Origin of the sequence: Marinobacter sp. GH_1, assembly GCF_048595985.1 — a bacterium.
Lineage (GTDB): Bacteria > Pseudomonadota > Gammaproteobacteria > Pseudomonadales > Oleiphilaceae > Marinobacter > Marinobacter shengliensis.
The window spans coordinates 3,089,171-3,104,119 of the sequence record NZ_CP184460.1 but is presented as its reverse complement, the minus strand read 5'-3'; the positions used below and the strand labels follow the sequence as shown (position 1 = coordinate 3,104,119).

15 protein-coding genes are annotated in these 14,949 nt (G+C 58.7%); 9 read left to right on the top strand and 6 right to left on the bottom strand.

Translation table 11 applies throughout. From position 1 onward, the window contains the following. Nucleotides 1–3: 3 nt before the first annotated feature. A complete protein-coding gene (locus tag ACNSOI_RS14080; RefSeq protein ID WP_420194317.1) occupies nt 4–3,507 on the bottom strand; it encodes an indolepyruvate ferredoxin oxidoreductase family protein in 3,504 nt (1,167 codons plus the stop codon). 302 nt (nt 3,508–3,809) lie between these two features. Here ACNSOI_RS14080 and ACNSOI_RS14075 point away from each other — a divergent pair, with 302 nt between their 5' ends. From ACNSOI_RS14075 to ACNSOI_RS14065, 3 genes are all read left to right on the top strand, one after another. After that, nucleotides 3,810–4,556 (top strand): AzlC family ABC transporter permease, encoded by a 747-nt coding sequence (locus tag ACNSOI_RS14075; protein WP_061333081.1) that lies wholly within the window; start codon nt 3,810–3,812, stop codon nt 4,554–4,556. After that, nucleotides 4,546–4,857 (top strand): AzlD family protein, encoded by a 312-nt coding sequence (locus ACNSOI_RS14070; protein ID WP_061333082.1) that lies wholly within the window; start codon nt 4,546–4,548, stop codon nt 4,855–4,857. The genes ACNSOI_RS14075 and ACNSOI_RS14070 overlap by 11 nt, the downstream gene beginning before the upstream one ends. A gap of 85 nt (nt 4,858–4,942) precedes the next feature. Then, nucleotides 4,943–6,283, top strand: a complete 1,341-nt coding sequence (locus ACNSOI_RS14065) for a hypothetical protein (RefSeq protein WP_420194316.1) — start codon at nt 4,943–4,945, stop codon at nt 6,281–6,283. A 192-nt stretch (nt 6,284–6,475) separates the two neighbouring features. Here ACNSOI_RS14065 and ACNSOI_RS14060 read toward each other — a convergent pair whose 3' ends face one another. The 4 genes from ACNSOI_RS14060 to ACNSOI_RS14045 all read right to left on the bottom strand — a co-directional run bounded on the left by ACNSOI_RS14060 (nt 6,476) and on the right by ACNSOI_RS14045 (nt 9,661). Beyond that, complete coding sequence (locus ACNSOI_RS14060; RefSeq protein ID WP_420194315.1) at nt 6,476–7,246, bottom strand: DUF3750 domain-containing protein; 771 nt, start codon at nt 7,244–7,246, stop codon at nt 6,476–6,478. Nucleotides 7,247–7,340: 94 nt separating this feature from the next. Continuing rightward, a complete protein-coding gene (locus ACNSOI_RS14055; RefSeq protein WP_061333085.1) occupies nt 7,341–8,009 on the bottom strand; it encodes a hypothetical protein in 669 nt (222 codons plus the stop codon). Between the two features lie 48 nt (nt 8,010–8,057). Then, nucleotides 8,058–9,224: a GNAT family N-acetyltransferase gene (locus tag ACNSOI_RS14050; protein WP_420194314.1), complete on the bottom strand. Its 1,167-nt coding sequence runs from the start codon at nt 9,222–9,224 to the stop codon at nt 8,058–8,060. Between the two features lie 59 nt (nt 9,225–9,283). Then, a complete protein-coding gene (locus ACNSOI_RS14045) occupies nt 9,284–9,661 on the bottom strand; it encodes a hypothetical protein (protein WP_138437119.1) in 378 nt (125 codons plus the stop codon). Between the two features lie 181 nt (nt 9,662–9,842). Here ACNSOI_RS14045 and ACNSOI_RS14040 point away from each other — a divergent pair, with 181 nt between their 5' ends. Together ACNSOI_RS14040 and ACNSOI_RS14035 are read left to right on the top strand one after the other, a co-directional pair. Continuing rightward, complete coding sequence (locus ACNSOI_RS14040) at nt 9,843–10,532, top strand: response regulator transcription factor (RefSeq protein WP_286251189.1); 690 nt, start codon at nt 9,843–9,845, stop codon at nt 10,530–10,532. Further along, nucleotides 10,529–11,845: a sensor histidine kinase gene (locus tag ACNSOI_RS14035; RefSeq protein ID WP_286251187.1), complete on the top strand. Its 1,317-nt coding sequence runs from the start codon at nt 10,529–10,531 to the stop codon at nt 11,843–11,845. The genes ACNSOI_RS14040 and ACNSOI_RS14035 overlap by 4 nt, the downstream gene beginning before the upstream one ends. On the opposite strand, the gene ACNSOI_RS14030 is transcribed toward ACNSOI_RS14035, so the two are convergent. Then, on the bottom strand, nt 11,822–12,016 hold the full coding sequence (locus ACNSOI_RS14030) for a hypothetical protein (RefSeq protein WP_061333089.1): 195 nt from the start codon (nt 12,014–12,016) through the stop codon (nt 11,822–11,824). The genes ACNSOI_RS14035 and ACNSOI_RS14030 overlap by 24 nt on opposite strands. Before the next feature lie 10 nt (nt 12,017–12,026). Between ACNSOI_RS14030 and ACNSOI_RS14025 the strand changes: the two genes are divergently transcribed. The 4 genes from ACNSOI_RS14025 to ACNSOI_RS14010 all read left to right on the top strand — a co-directional run bounded on the left by ACNSOI_RS14025 (nt 12,027) and on the right by ACNSOI_RS14010 (nt 14,904). After that, nucleotides 12,027–12,632 (top strand): YigZ family protein, encoded by a 606-nt coding sequence (locus tag ACNSOI_RS14025; protein ID WP_061333090.1) that lies wholly within the window; start codon nt 12,027–12,029, stop codon nt 12,630–12,632. Nucleotides 12,633–12,705: 73 nt separating this feature from the next. Beyond that, nucleotides 12,706–13,233, top strand: a complete 528-nt coding sequence (locus ACNSOI_RS14020; protein ID WP_061333091.1) for a DUF4136 domain-containing protein — start codon at nt 12,706–12,708, stop codon at nt 13,231–13,233. A 21-nt stretch (nt 13,234–13,254) separates the two neighbouring features. Next, nucleotides 13,255–13,614 (top strand): translation initiation factor Sui1, encoded by a 360-nt coding sequence (locus tag ACNSOI_RS14015; protein WP_106694937.1) that lies wholly within the window; start codon nt 13,255–13,257, stop codon nt 13,612–13,614. Nucleotides 13,615–13,650: 36 nt separating this feature from the next. Continuing rightward, nucleotides 13,651–14,904 carry a D-amino acid dehydrogenase gene (locus tag ACNSOI_RS14010; protein WP_106694938.1) on the top strand — a complete coding sequence of 418 codons (1,254 nt, stop codon included), beginning with the start codon at nt 13,651–13,653 and terminating at the stop codon, nt 14,902–14,904. Nucleotides 14,905–14,949 lie beyond the last annotated feature (45 nt).

The following is a 14,949-nucleotide window of genomic DNA, read 5'->3' as shown; positions in this document are numbered from 1 at the left end:
GTTTTAGACCGCCGCGTTGGCGATTTGTTGGTGTGCCCGTTCACCGGGGTTCAGTTCAGCCCGGTACTGCGCCCGTTCTTTTCGGGTGGCATGATAGGCCGCTTCTTTGACCGGGCCGTAACCGCGGACCTTCGCGGGCAGGCTGGCCAGGTTTCGCGCGGCATCGGCGTGGTCTTTGCTCAGGTGTTTGAGCAGGAACGCCACATCGGCCTCGTATTCCCGGATGATCTTGCGCTCCAGGCGGCGGTCCGCGGTGTATCCGAAAGGGTCCAGGGGCGTGCCTCGCAGGCTTCGGGCTTTCGCCAGCCAGGCGAACACGGTTTCCATCCAGGGACCAAAGGTGTGTTTCTTCGGGCGTTCGCCATTTTTGCTCCGGCTGAGCAGGGGCGGTGCCAGATTGAATTCCAGCTCAATGTCGCCCTCGAACTGCTCCTCCAGCTGCTTGCGCAGGCTGCCATTGCTGAACAGTCGCGCCACTTCGTACTCGTCTTTGTAGGCCAGTACCTTGGCGTAGTTGTCGGCGATGGCCCGGAACAGCAGTGGGTCCCGGCCAAGTTTCTGGGAGATGGTGTGTTCCGCCTGGCGCACCAGCCTTTCATAACGCTTGGCCAGGGCAGTGTTCTGGTACTCGCTCAGGTGTTCCATGTTGCGTTTGATCAGTTGATCCGTGGTTTCCATTACCTGCACAGGTGTGCCTTTGGGTTTCGGGAACGCCAGGGCCATCACCCGCTCCAGATCATGGGCAGCCCGGCGGCCCCACAGAAAGGCCTGTTTGTTTTTGTCGACCGCCACGTTGTTAAGCTCAATGGCCCGCTCTATGGCTGCGGCACTGAGCGGCAGCAACCCCTGTTGCCAGGCGAAGCCGACGGTGAACAGGTTGACCGCCATGCCGTCACCCATTAGAGCTTTGGCAAGGTCGCCGGCATTGAGGAACCAGCTGCCATCGGGCCGGCAGGCTTCCTTGACGGTCTGCTCCATGGATTCACCGGGGAACTGGATGTCCGGGTCTCGGGTAAAGGCGGCGGGCATGGCCTGCTCGGTATTGACCACCGCCCGTGAGAAACGATTATCCAGTTTGGCCAGGGCATCGTCGGTGGCGGCGACCATCAGATCAAAGGCAATCATCAGGTCGGCCTCGCCGGCGGGAATCCGCACGGCATGGATGTTATCTTGCCGGTCACTGATGCGGATATGGCTGACGACAGCGCCGAACTTCTGGGCCAGGCCAGCCTGGTCCAGCACTGAGACGCCTTTGCCCTCAAGGTGGGCTGCCATGCCCAGCAGGGCACTGACGGTCACCACGCCGGTGCCGCCGACGCCGGTCAGCAGAATACCGTAAGGATTATTGCCGGTGACCGGCGTGGGTTCCGGAAGCTCAGGGAAGTCCACGGCTGAGCTGACGCCGGCTGGTTTCTTCAGTTTGCCGCCTTTGACGGTGACAAAGCTCGGGCAGAAACCGCGCACGCAGGAGAAGTCCTTGTTGCAGGAGGACTGGTCAATGGTGCGTTTGCGCCCGGCGTCTGTGTCTTTAGGCAGAATCGACAGGCAGTTGGACTGGATACCGCAATCACCGCAGCCTTCGCACACGTCCGAGTGAATCATCACGCGCTGGTTTGGGTCTTCCATGGTGCCGCGCTTGCGGCGCCGGCGCTTTTCGGCCGCGCAGGTCTGGTCGTAGATGATCACCGAACAGCCTTCGATCTCACGCATTTCCCGTTGCAGGGCGTCCAGGTCGTCCCGGTGATGGAAGGTGGTGCGGTCCGCGAAATCGGCCCGCGACGGGTATTTGTCGATATCGTCGCTGACCACCGCGATACGTCGCACGCCCTCACCATACAGCTGGTGGCTGATCTGCTGCACCGTCAGGGTGCCATCCACCGGCTGGCCGCCGGTCATGGCCACGGCGTCGTTGTAGAGAATCTTGTAGGTGATGTTGGCACCGGAGGCGATGGCCGCGCGAATGGCCAGTACGCCTGAGTGAAAGTAGGTGCCGTCGCCCAGGTTCTGGAACACGTGTTTCTGGTTGGTAAACGGTGCCTGGCCAAGCCAGGTGACGCCTTCACCACCCATCTGCGTGAAGGTGTCGGTACCCCGTTCCATCCAGGTCGCCATGTAGTGACAGCCAATGCCGCCGAGGGCACGGCTGCCTTCCGGTACCTGGGTAGAGGTGTTGTGGGGGCAGCCAGAGCAGAAGTGCGGGGTCCGCTCCAGACGCTCCCGGGGTTGCGCCAGACTGTTTTCTTTCTCGGTCAGGAAACCGAGACGCTGTTGCAGTTTGTCGTTGCAATAACGGCCATCCAGGCGGGAGGCGATGGCCCTTGCCACCATGGCCGGTGTCAGTTCAGCGATGGTCGGTAGCAGGTCGTTACCCTGGTCGTCCCGCTTGCCGATGACGTTGGGGCGTCGGCCATCCTGCCAGGTGTAAAGCTGGGTCTTGATCTGTTCTTCAATCAATCCCCGTTTTTCCTCGACTACCAGAATTTCCTCCAGCCCTGAGGCAAACTCAAAAATACCCTCGGGTTCCAGGGGCCAGGGCATGGCGACCTTGTACACGGCCAGCCCGATGGCTTCACGTTCCTCATCGCCCAGGCCGAGGTCCGCCAGCGCCTGGATCACATCCAGGTAGGCTTTGCCGGTGGTGACGATGCCCAGTCGGGGCCGTTCAACCGAAAGCACCGTGCGGTCCAGGCGGTTGGCCCGGCAAAAGGCCTTGGCGGCTTCCAGCTTATGGCGGTGCAGTCGTTCCTCCTGCGCCATGGGTTTGTCTGGCCAGCGGGAGTTCAGGCCACCTTCCGGCATGGGAAACTGTGTGGGAATGCGGATGTTGATCCGGCTGAGATCCAGGTTGGCAGAAATGGACGAATCCATGTTTTCGGCCAGGGCTTTGAAGCCAATCCAGCAGCCGCTAAACCGCGACATGGCCCAGCCGTAGAGGCCCAGATCCAGAATGTCCTGAATGCCGGCGGGGTTGAGCACCGGCATACCCGCATCCAGAAACGCATAATCACTTTGATGGGGCAGGGTGGAAGATTTGCAGGCATGGTCGTCGCCAGCGACGGCCAGTACCCCACCAAATCGGGAGGTGCCCGCCGCGTTAGCGTGCTTGAACACATCACCGGTGCGGTCCACACCCGGGCCTTTGCCATACCAGAGGGCAAACACGCCGTCGTAACGGGCACCTTCAAAGATGTTGACCTGCTGGCTGCCCCAGACAGCGGTGGCGCCAAGGTCTTCATTCACCCCGGGTAAAAAATGGATGTTGTTTTCTTTGAGGTGGTCCCGGGCTTTCCACAGAACCTTGTCAAAACCGCCAAGGGGAGATCCGCGATAGCCAGAGATAAAGCCTGCGGTGTTCAGGTTGTTCTTGCGGTCGAGTTGGGCTTGGAGCAGGGGAAGTCTCGCCAGGGCCTGGCTGCCGTTCATGTAGACCGAACCGGCATCTTTTTCCCAGACATCGTCAAGGCTGACGGGACGCAGCCCCTTTGGGGAGCGTAAAAGATCAGACATGTTGAAATCCTCTCCCACCTGGCCGGATCGCGGCGGTAGGTTTGTCTTGTTTTTGTAATCCCGGCTTTTGGCCGGATGTTCGATTTCATCAGTCCTGCCCGGTGGATTGGCCGGGTTGCCCTTTTGGGGCTGGACGAAAACAAACTAGAATAAGTTTACGTTCACGTCAACAAGGGCGGGGCGACCGAGTTCGCAAAAGTGTGATTTGTTCATATAACTGATTGAGCAAAATAGGAAAAATAATTCCGGGCTAGCGGTTATTACCTATTCGCGTTTTGGCGGTTCCGGCTTAGTTTCTCGTAATGTCTGCCAGTTTATATCCTTACCAATTTCAGCCGCACAGGGTGCGAGCTGAGTTTTTTCGTTTACTTCCCATCTCATTGTTCGTGGTGGCGTTTGGTGCTGCCTTTGGCCTGGCGGCCATCCAGAAGGGCTTGTCGCCCCTTGAATCCATCCTGATGAGCACCACCGTGTTCGCCGGTGCGTCCCAGTTCGCCGCGGTGGACATGTGGGGCACCGAAGTCTCGGTGCTGCCAATGATTGCCGTGGTGTTTGCCATCAACTCCCGGCACCTGCTGATGGGCGCTTCTTTGTACCCCATGCTCAAAGACGTCTCGCCGGGCAAGCGCTACGGACTATTGCTGTTGCTGACAGACGCCAACTGGGCGGTCTCGGCGCAGGAGTATCAGAGTGGGCGGCGCAATCTTGAGGTGATCCTGGGTGGTGGGCTGGTGCTTTGGCTGGCCTGGATGATCGGTACCGGGTTGGGTGTGTACTTCGGTGGCCTGCTACAGAACCCCAGAGCACTGGGCCTGGATATGGTACTGGGCTGCTTTCTGTTGGCCATGGCCCTCGGTGGCAAGAAATCGCCGCGTATTCTCGTGGCCTGGCTGGTGGCAGGTGCTGCTTCGCTGGCGGCGTGGAAATGGCTGCCGCCCAATATGCACGTTGTGGTGGGTGCACTGGCTGGCGGTGTGATCGGACTGTTCTGGCTGGAACCCGGAGCCCAGAGCCGGGAAGATAACCTGGAGGTCCGGCATGGCGATTGAAACCACAACCCTGGGTGTTCTGGCGTTGATCGCCATCATGGCAGTGGTGACCCTCGTAACCCGCTTCGGCGGGGTGTTCATCATGTCGTTCCTGCGCATCAGCCCGCGGGTTGAGAGTTTCATCAACACCATGGCGAGCTCGGTGCTGATTGCCATTATTGTGCCCATGGCGGTGACTGGCGATCTGGGAGCCCTGGCTGCGCTGGTGACCACCGGCGTTGCCATGCTGGCCATCCGCAAACCCCTGCCGGCCATCACTCTGGGCCTCCTGGCTGCCGCGTTGGTGCGGTATCTCAACTAAGTCTCTGATTCTGGCTGGTTAAAAACTGCTCAAGTTTTCCGGTGATGTGCCGATACCCTGACAGGTCAGTTGAGGCACGAACACCATGATTTCATCCAGTCAGATTTCCCTGTTTCAGAACAGCACCCGCCAGGTGCAGGCTATGGACAGTAGCCAGTTGCGCATTACCCAGCAGAACGCGGGTTTGCCCCAACAGGGATTGCAGGCCGGCGCCACTGAGTTGTCTTTGTTCCGACAGGCGGCCTACCGTTATAGCAGCCAGGAACAGCTGGCGTTCAGCAGTGCCAGCCAGGTGAGTGGGGATAATCGCACGGCCTCGTTTACCAGTGCCGAGCTGATCGAAAAATCCGCCGACCTGTTCCTGCTCGGCCAGCAGGCATTGACCGTCAGCCGGGCGGCTCTGGGCGGAGAGGCCGTGGGGGAATCCCAGGGCAGCCTGTCGGTGACTGCCGGCCGCTATATGTTCTACTCGGAAAGCGAGAGTCGTAGCTTTGCATCCACCGGCAGCATCACCCTGCAAAACGGCGAAACCATTGACTTTACCCTATCACTTCGACAATCACAGTCACGCACCTACGAATACTCCGAACTGATCCAGATTCAGGAACGCCCGCTGACTGACCCGCTGGTGATCAACTTCGGCGCTTCCACCGCGCGGTTGACCGACACGTTGTTCGAATTTGACATGAACGGCGACGGCCAGACCAGCCAGTTTGCCAGCCTGGGTGCTGGCAGCGGTTACCTGGTGTTTGACCGCAATGGCAACGGCAAGGTAGACGACGGCTCCGAGCTGTTTGGTCCCCAAACCGGTTCCGGTTTCAGCGAACTCGCCAAGTATGACGACGACGGCAACCGCTGGATTGACGCCAACGACGAAGTGTTCGAATCCCTGTCGGTGTGGGTGCAAACCGCCGATGGCGGCCAGGCCTTGCGGTCATTGGAGGCAGTGGGCGTTCAGGCTCTCTACGTTGGCAGCGTTGAGGATCAGTTTACTCTCACCAACCCGCAGGGCGTTCCCCTGGGCCAGATCAAGGCTTCTGGCATTTACCTGACCACAGGTGGTGAGGTGCGTACCCTGGAGGAACTGGATCTGGCGGAGCAGAACACCGAATCTGCGCCGGCAGAGAACACCTTCCTTGGTGTACGCGGTGGCAACGAAGCTGCCAATGGCAACGGAAACGGAAACTCTAATGGTAACGGGCCGGTAAGCGCCCGTATCGAGGCAATCCAGAATGCACTGGAGAAGCTGAACGAAATTCGCAAGAAGCAGCAGGACTTTATCGAGGCTTCTCAATCGCAGGGCAAGAAAAAGTCCCCGCTGGATGATTACCTGAAGGTGATCGACCGGTTGCGCCTGGAATTGCTGAATTCTCAGGACGAGAAAAAACAGGCGGCCAGTCGGTATTTGGAGTTTGCCAGGCTCTGACTTTGAGCTTGGGAGTTAGAGCCGGTCGGGTGGACCTTCCCAAAAAACGCTGTGAATACGTCCGTGTACGCTTGGCTCCGCCATCCCTGGCTCCGCACATTTTTGGGAAGGTCCACCCGACCAGCTCTTTCAAACTTCGGCGTGGTCTGCTTTAGTCGGGGAGGCTTACCCGCTCCCCGACCGTGTTCAAACTCAGGGAGCTGCGTTTGGCATAGGATTGGGGTTTCTCAATGCCAGCTCACCAATCCCAGGTAACTTGATCCCCAGCGCCAAGGGATTAACACCCAGCGACAATCCCAGAATATTCAGTTCTACACCCTCCCGGACGCCCGCCAGAACACCAACATAGCCTCCCAGCGAAAGCTGGTAACCGGCACCACCGGGTGTTGTTGCCCCCACACGGCTGCCCAGATAGTCCTTGCCGATGGCATGATTGGGTAACGCCACGTTCAACCCCGGTGTTTCCCGGATAACCCAGGCCACGAAGGTGTTGCTGTTGGGGCCGGGCCAGGCCTCGTATTCGTTAATATACGGGTATGACTGCACCGCCTCGTAGATGTCGGGAATCAGTGCCTTGGCTTCATCGCCCCGGATATCGGCATACAACTCTGGCCGGGCGCCGAACCAGTGGCGGTCTGGATCGTCCGGGCGGGAGCTGACTACGTGCTGGCGCCAGCCAATGACCTCATGCACCTTGTAGTGATCGGCGCCTTCCTCTTTGGTGGCCACCCAGGTGTGTACCGCGAAATAGCCGCGCCAGCTCCAGGCCCGGGCGCCGTATACCTGAACGATAGCCTCGTGAGTGTCTGCCGCCGCTGGTGCTATACCAGCGCTGTCACGGCTGGCGGTTTGCCAGGCATTTCGTTCTGGTTGGGTGCCGGTGGCTGCCAGCAGCAGGGGGCCGGAGAACAGCAACAGCAGTGCGCCCAGAAACCAGCCGGAGTACTTCAATAGTCGTGTCATTGGCGTGTCCGTCATGGGGAGGTTTCACAGACTGTACCCGGGCAAATAAGTTCCGGATCACCCTTGGTCAAAGCAATATAACCCGGGTCGCACTCTATGAGTTACGGATACTTCTTTCGCGGATGGTTGATGCGAGCTGGTTGATCAGGTCCCGAGCATCGCCTTCGTGCAGGCTGTGGCATTTGTCCTGCAACACCCGTCGGTCATGGCTGGACGAGGTGTTGGAGACATCTTTCAGCAGGTCAAGATGCTGGCAGGCTGCCAGGTGTGCCTTGATTTCGGTATCAATCAGTCGGGTGGCGAGCCCGTCGACCACGTCGCTGCAGAATGGGCGATTTCTGTTCAGAAGATTCCGGGCTTCGAGGGCCGCATGGCGGGCTTCCAGCCTCAATTCCCCCGATGCCTCACCGGCTTCAACGGCCCTGAGGAACATGCCCAGGCGCTCGTACAGGTGCCACACCTGTGGCCAGAGTTTGTCATAGGCTTCTTTTTCAGTGCGGTACCGGGCTTCGTCAAACAAAGAGGACATGTGTGGTGATGAACCGGACTCGCCCGTGCGGTTGAACTGCGCTACCCGAAACTCGTCGACCTCCCGCCAGAGGGTGTCGGCCCGCTCACGCAGGGTTGTTAACTCCTCCCGGTGCCGACGCCGGGCGCTGGCGGTAAACAGGATGGAGCCCAAGGCAAGCAGTATGGCTGCAGCCGAGAGCAGTAACGGCAGATGATCTGATGAGAGAAAAGTGCCCAGTTGGCCAGTGTCCATGGCGTTCGACCTCCGTCGAATTCCCGTACTGAGGTTACAGTATAGAGGCTAATCCGGCTCCTGCTGTCGGAATGGCAGGGCGGATTGAGCGTCGTTAAAGTAACTTATCACATGCTCTGCTTCTTCGTGTGTGAAGCTTTGGATAGCCTTTCGAAACCCCGGGTGCAGGATGCCGTGCCAGGAATGAGTAATGATGGGTTCAAAGCCCCGCACCAGTTTGTGTTCTCCCTGTGCGCCCGCATCGAAGTGCTGGAGCCCGAGTGTCAGGGCGAGTTCAATGCCCTGGTAGTAGCAGGTTTCGAAATGCAGGTGGTTGTATTCTTCCAGGCAGCCCCAGTAACGGCCATACAGGGTGGTGTCGCTGGCCAGGAACAGGGCGCCGGCAATCAGCTGGCCTTCGCGAACCGCCATGATCAGGTGCAGGTGTTCTGGCATGGTCTCCCGCAATTGCTCGAAGAACAGCTTGTTCAGGTAGGGTGGGCGGCCGCGCTTGAGGTAGGTGGCCTGGTAGAACACGTAGAAGGCCGACAGTACCTGATCTGAAATATCCCGCCCGTGAAAATGCTGGAAGTGGATGCCCTGCTCGGCCACTTGCCGGCGTTCTTTGCGAATGGATTTACGCTTGCGGGAGGTGAGCGCCGCGAGGAAATCGTCAAATCCTTCATAGCCGTGGTTGTGCCAATGAAACTGGCATCCGATGCGGTGCAGTTCGTCCTCATGCTGTAACAGAGCCTGGTCTGCGGTGTCCGGGAACAGCAGGTGCCAGGAATGCGCGCCAAGTTGTTCGGTCAGGTCGGTCAGAAGCGAGTCGAGCAGTGCCGGCGTGAGCTGCCCGCGGAAGCCTTCCTCCAACAAGAATCGGGGGCCCTGGGAGGGGGTGAACGGCACGGCGATCAGGAGTTTGGGGTAATAGGGCAGGTTGTAGCGTTGGTAGGCTTCCGCCCAACTGAAGTCAAAAACATATTCGCCCATGGAGTGGCTTTTCAGGTAAGCCGGGGCGAGACCGCAAATTTTACCGTCAACGCGAAATACCAGATGGCTGGGTGTCCAGCCGGTTTCGGTGCGGGTGCAGCCTGAGCGTTCCAGTGCCTGAAAGAATTCATGGCGCAGGAAGGGGTTGTCGCACCCGGCCAGCCGTTGCCAGTCCCGCTCCGGGATATCGGCAATGCTGGCGCAGGTGCTTAGTGTGATTTCAGGAACAGCGGGTTCGGTCATGGGGGCGGATCAAGCTTGTTTAGGTGACCCTATACCATACGACAGAACCCCGCTGGTGATCACTCCTCGGTGTTGGCGCAGTGCTTTTCCATTTTTTCCTGCCAGTTACCACGGCGATTCTGATGCTTTTCCTGGCGTTCCTGGTGGATTTCGTCCCAGATCTGCCGCTGTTCTTCGTTCAGTTTCAGGCGGTCGGCCATGTCTGCTCGGTGCTCCTGCATCTTTTGCTGGCGCATTTCTCGCTTTTCCTGGTACTTCTCCCGCATTTCTTCACTGAATGGGCCTTTGCCCTCGCGGAAGTTTTCACACATTTCTTGTTTATCCCATTTTCCGGCTTTGTGCTTGTTGCCGTGATGTTCCGCCATGGCTATGGGGCTGGCGGCAAACAGTGTGGCCATCAGTACACCAGCGGTTAGCAGAGATGATTTAGCTTTCATAACGATTACCTCTAGGGTTCGGTTGTGCCTGTCAGGCGTTATCGGATGACTGCCATGGTACGCCGTGCCAAGTCAGATGGTGTCAGGGCGTTGTAAAGGTTCGGTAAAGAAAAAACGTGGTAGATCAGAACCCTCTGGCGGCCGTGCTAGACTGTGGCCGTATAACAGACGAGAGAGCAGCATGCAGAACCGGGTATTGTTGATCGAAGACGATGACGAGCTGAGAGAACTGCTGGCCAGATACCTGACCAATCAGGGATTCACGGTACGGGAAGCGGCCAATGGCCGGGATGGCCTGGCCCTGGCGTTGGGGCAGGATTGCGATATTGTGGTTCTGGATATCATGTTGCCAGACATCAATGGCCTGGATGTGCTGCGCGAACTTCGTGGGCAAACCCACCTGCCGGTGATTCTGCTGACCGCCCGGGGCGACGAGACCGACCGTATTGTCGGTTTTGAGGTGGGCGCCGATGATTACATCCCGAAACCCTGCAATCCCCGCGAGCTGGTTGCCCGCCTGCAGGCGCTGCTTCGCCGCATCGCCTGGGACCAGAAATCCGATGTGGACGCCAACCGCACCTACGGGGACCTGCGGGTGGAGCCCGGCCAACGGCGAATATATCAGGATGATGCGCCCCTGGAACTGACAGCGACCGAATACGAGGTGCTTCAGGTGTTGCTGGCCCACGCCGGCAGTGTGGTGCGCAAAACCGACCTGATGCAGTGGGCCCTTGGCCGCAGGCTGGAAGCCTACGATCGTACTCTGGACATGCACATCAGCAACCTGCGCAAGAAGCTCGGCAATGATGATCCTCCTCGAATCGAAACCATACGAGGCCTGGGTTACAGCTACCGGGTGCCTGCTGTATGAAGCGCTTTATGTTCCCCTTGTTCTGGCGTATTTTCCTGTCAATCTGGCTCGCCATGGCGGTTACCGTGGTGGCCAGCAATCTCGCAACCCGGTATCTGCTGGACCGGGAACGCCAGGCCATTGAGCGCCAGGTAGGATTGCATGAGCTGGCCCGGGAAGCCCTGGCCCTGCGCTTGGGAGAAGATCGCGGGGCGATGTGGCGTTTTCTGAGAGCCGAAGGCGAACGCCTTGACCTGCACCTGATGCTGATCGAAAAAGAAGAGGGACATCACCGGTTGCCACGCCAGATTCGGGAACGCATCCAGTCGGGCTGGTATCCCAACAAGCCTGCGGTCATCACTCTGGACGAAGGCTATCAACTGGTTGCCTGGCCGCGTATGGGCAGTGATGGCTGGCTAGACCCTAAATTCTTCCGCTTTGTCGAGCTTGGACTGGCTTTTGTGCTGATCTCTCTGGCTTGTTGGTGGATTGCCCGATTCGTTTCCAGGCCTTTGCGCCACATGGAGTCGACGGCAAAGGCAATCGCGGATGGCGACACCCAGTTGCGGGTTCCAAACCGGATTGCCCGCCGCCGGGACGAAGTCGGTCAGCTGGCCAGTGCTTTTAACGCCATGACCGATCGGCTGTGTCAGTTACTGGAACGCCAGAACCACCTGCTGCGTGATATTTCCCATGACCTGAGAACGCCGCTGGCGCGACAGAGGGTTGCCATTGAACTTGCCAGTGACGGCGGTGCCGACCCCGCACTCATGGACAGCATCCTGCGCCAGAACGAGCGGCTGGAAACCATGACCGGACAAATTCTGACCCTTTACCGGGTGTCCGAGAACGGTGGCTCGATGGAACGTGAGCCGGTGAAACCTCTGGCGCTGATGAACCGGGTGCTGCGGGATGCGGCCGATTACGCCGAACACCGTGGGGTGGACTGTAAACTCACCGCAGCTGACGACACCAGAGCGGTGTCGGTGCTTGGGGATTCGGGGTTATTGCAGCGAGCTTTGGATAACGTATTACAGAATGCGCTGGACCACACGCCACCGGGGAAATCCGTGCACGCATCATTAGCGTTGGTGGATGGCAGCATACAGCTGGATATTGCCGATGATGGCCCCGGCGCACCAGACGAGTTATTGCAACAGTTGTTCGAGCCGTTTTTCCGGGCTGATAAATCCCGGGGCGGTAAGGGGTGGGGATTGGGGCTGGCCATTGCCCGGGACATTGTCAACGCTCACGATGGCGCAATCTCGGCCCGGAACCGTTCCGAGGGTGGCCTGCAGGTGACCATCCGGCTACCCGTTTTTATCGGTGGTTGACTGCCTTTTGGCAGGTTTTGGCTCACCTTCGGGTTTAAGGCGTTCAGCGGCTGAGAAGTCGATGCCTTCTAGCAGCTCGTCCTCATCAAAGCGAATGCCGCAGGCCGCCTTGCGTATTTTTGCCGGGGCAGCGGTGCCAGGACTGTTTTGATCGTTATCTTCGGAGGTCATAGGTTGCTCCATGAGTAAAGATTACCCTGTACCCTCAGGATACCTTGAGCGAGAAACGGAAGTGAAGAAGAGCCGCTTCATCGCCCGGGTGTATCCGGTAAGCTCCCGTGATGAGGTCAGGGAACACGTTGCCCGTGCCCACCGGGACTACCCGGACGCCCGTCATGTGTGCTGGGCCTACCAGATTGGCCGGCCCGGTTCGGCGGCCGAAGCCGCCATGAATGACGATGGCGAACCCTCTGGTACTGCCGGCAAGCCCATCCTGAACGTGGTCCAGCACAAGGACATGGGGGACGTACTGGTGATCGTTGTCCGCTACTTCGGGGGCATCAAGCTGGGTGCGGGCGGTTTGGTTCGCGCCTACGCCGGCGCGGCAGAGAGCGTGTTATCGGAGGTGGGCCGGACCATACAGCAGATCCGGGTGCAGGCAGAGGTGGTTCTGGGTTTTGCAGACGAACAGCCACTTCGGCACTGGTGTGAAGGCCATGAAGGCCACATTGAATCGATTCAGTACAGTAACCGGGTCAATGCGCTGGTGTCGGTACCTGAAGCCCGTGCGACAGAGTTCGCTGCGTTCTGCGATGCGCAAAAGCTGGATTACCGTTTGGAAACCTGAACCGGGTGGCAAACTGAAAGTGCCCGGTCGGGCGTATACTGGACCATATGAGTGTTTAACGCAGGAGAAGACCATGCGAATGTTTATCATAGCGGTGATGGCCGCATTTATCACCGGCTGCGCCAGCAACGTGGTTACCGACTACAACTCGGCGACAGTGTTCGGAAACTTCACCAGTTGGGCATATGCACCGGGACAACAGGATTCCGGCTTCACGTCGCTGGATGACAGTCGGGTTCGTGCCGCGATAGAGCGCGAAATGACCCGCAAAGCAATGAAGCGGGTTCCTGATACGGAGGCTGACCTGCTGGTTACCTGGCAGATCGTTCCGGAAGAGCGCCTGGAGCAAGTGGGTGTAGGGCTTGGCTTCGGTTTCGGAAGAGGCAACTTTGGCTGGGGCGTATCGGCTCCGCCACCGGTTCGGGAAATCACCGAGGGCAAGCTGGTTGTCGAACTGGCTGATAGACGTTCCTCAGAGGTGGTTTGGCGTGCTGCGAGCCGCCGTTACCTGAACGAAAACCAGTCACCGGAAACCCGGCGCAAGTTGATTGACGAGGTTGTCTCGGAAATGTTTTCCAAATACCCTCCCGGCCTGAACTGATCAACAGGCAGAGGCTGGTGTATGGGAATGAAAAAGCTGGAAGGCGGCCTGGTTTTCTCCACAGAGCAGGGGCGCATGTGCCCGGAGTGTCGGAACCCGGTCGCTGATTGTACCTGCGGGCAGCCGGAACGGCCGTCGGGTGACGGCGTTGTTCGGGTCAGCCGGGAAACCAAAGGGCGAAAAGGTAAGGGGGTCACCCTGATCACTGGTATCCCGATGGATGACAAAGACCTGAAGGCCTACGCCAAAGTGCTAAAAGCCAAATGCGGCACAGGTGGTACAGTGAAGGACGGTGTGGTGGAAATTCAGGGAGACCAACGGGATATTCTCGTGCCCTTGCTTCAGCAGAAAGGATGGACGGTAAAAAAATCCGGAGGCTGAGGTTTCACTACAGACAACGATTCAGAGGAGGCGCGCATGCATGTACTGGTTCTAGGGGCCGGTGTCGTAGGAGTTACCTCGGCCTGGTATCTGCACCAGCAGGGCCATCAGGTAACGGTAGTCGACCGCCAGAGCCAGTCAGGCCTGGAAACCAGTTATGCCAACGGTGGCCAGATTTCTGTGTCTCATGCCGAACCCTGGGCCAATCCCTCGGCGCCTGTCAAGGTACTGAAGTGGCTGTTTCAGCCGGATGCGCCTCTGTTATTCCGCCCCCGACTGGATCCCTACCAATGGCGCTGGGCCTTGTCTTTCCTGACCCAGTGCACCTCAGCCAAGGCAGCCCATAACATTCGCCAGATGGTTAATTTGGGCACCTATAGCCGGGACTGCCTGCAGGCACTGCGCAGAGATGTGGGTATCGAATACGACCACCTCGAGAAAGGTATCCTTCATTTCTACACCAACCCTGCAGAGTTTGATGCGGCCATGGAGCCAGCCCGGATCATGCGTGAGCTTGGCTGTGACCGACAGGTGATCGATGCGGAGCAGGCGGTGCAGATTGAACCAGCATTACAGCCAGTGCGCCATCGAATTGCCGGAGCCACATACACTGCCGATGATGAAAGTGGTGATGCCCGGGCCTTCACCCAGGCGTTGGCAAAGCGTTGTGAGGAGGCCGGCGTAACGTTTGTGTACGGGACCGAGGTGTTGGATTTTGATCGCGCCGGTGACCGTATTCTGGGCGTGCAGGTCGTTAACGAAGGCAAACACCAGATCCTTCGCGCGGACAGCTATGTGCTGAGTCTCGGCAGCTTCAGTGCCATCCTGGCCCGCAAACTGGGGCTATTCCTGAACATTTACCCCGCCAAGGGCTACTCAATCACCGTGCCGGTCAAGAACCCGGACGCGGCGTTCAATGTCAGTTTGACCGATGACGAGTACAAACTGGTCTATTCGCGACTGGGGGACAGGATACGGGTGGCTGGTACGGCTGAACTCAATGGCTATACCCGGGATCTGAACTACACTCGGTGCCGGGCTATCGTGCGAAGATCAGCGGAACTGATGCCGGAAGCCGCATACTGGGACAAGTCCGAGTTCTGGACTGGCCTGCGGCCAGCAACGCCTTCGAACGTGCCCTATATCGGGAAAAGCCATTTTGCCAACCTGTACCTGAACACGGGCCATGGCACCCTGGGCTGGACTCACTCCTGTGGTTCCGCAGCGGCATTGGCAGACGTTGTGGCAGGGCGTAAACCCGAGGTTGACTTCACGTTCTCCGGGCTCTGATCTCCGGGCACAAAAGAGCCGGCGACTGCATGGCAGTGGCCGGCT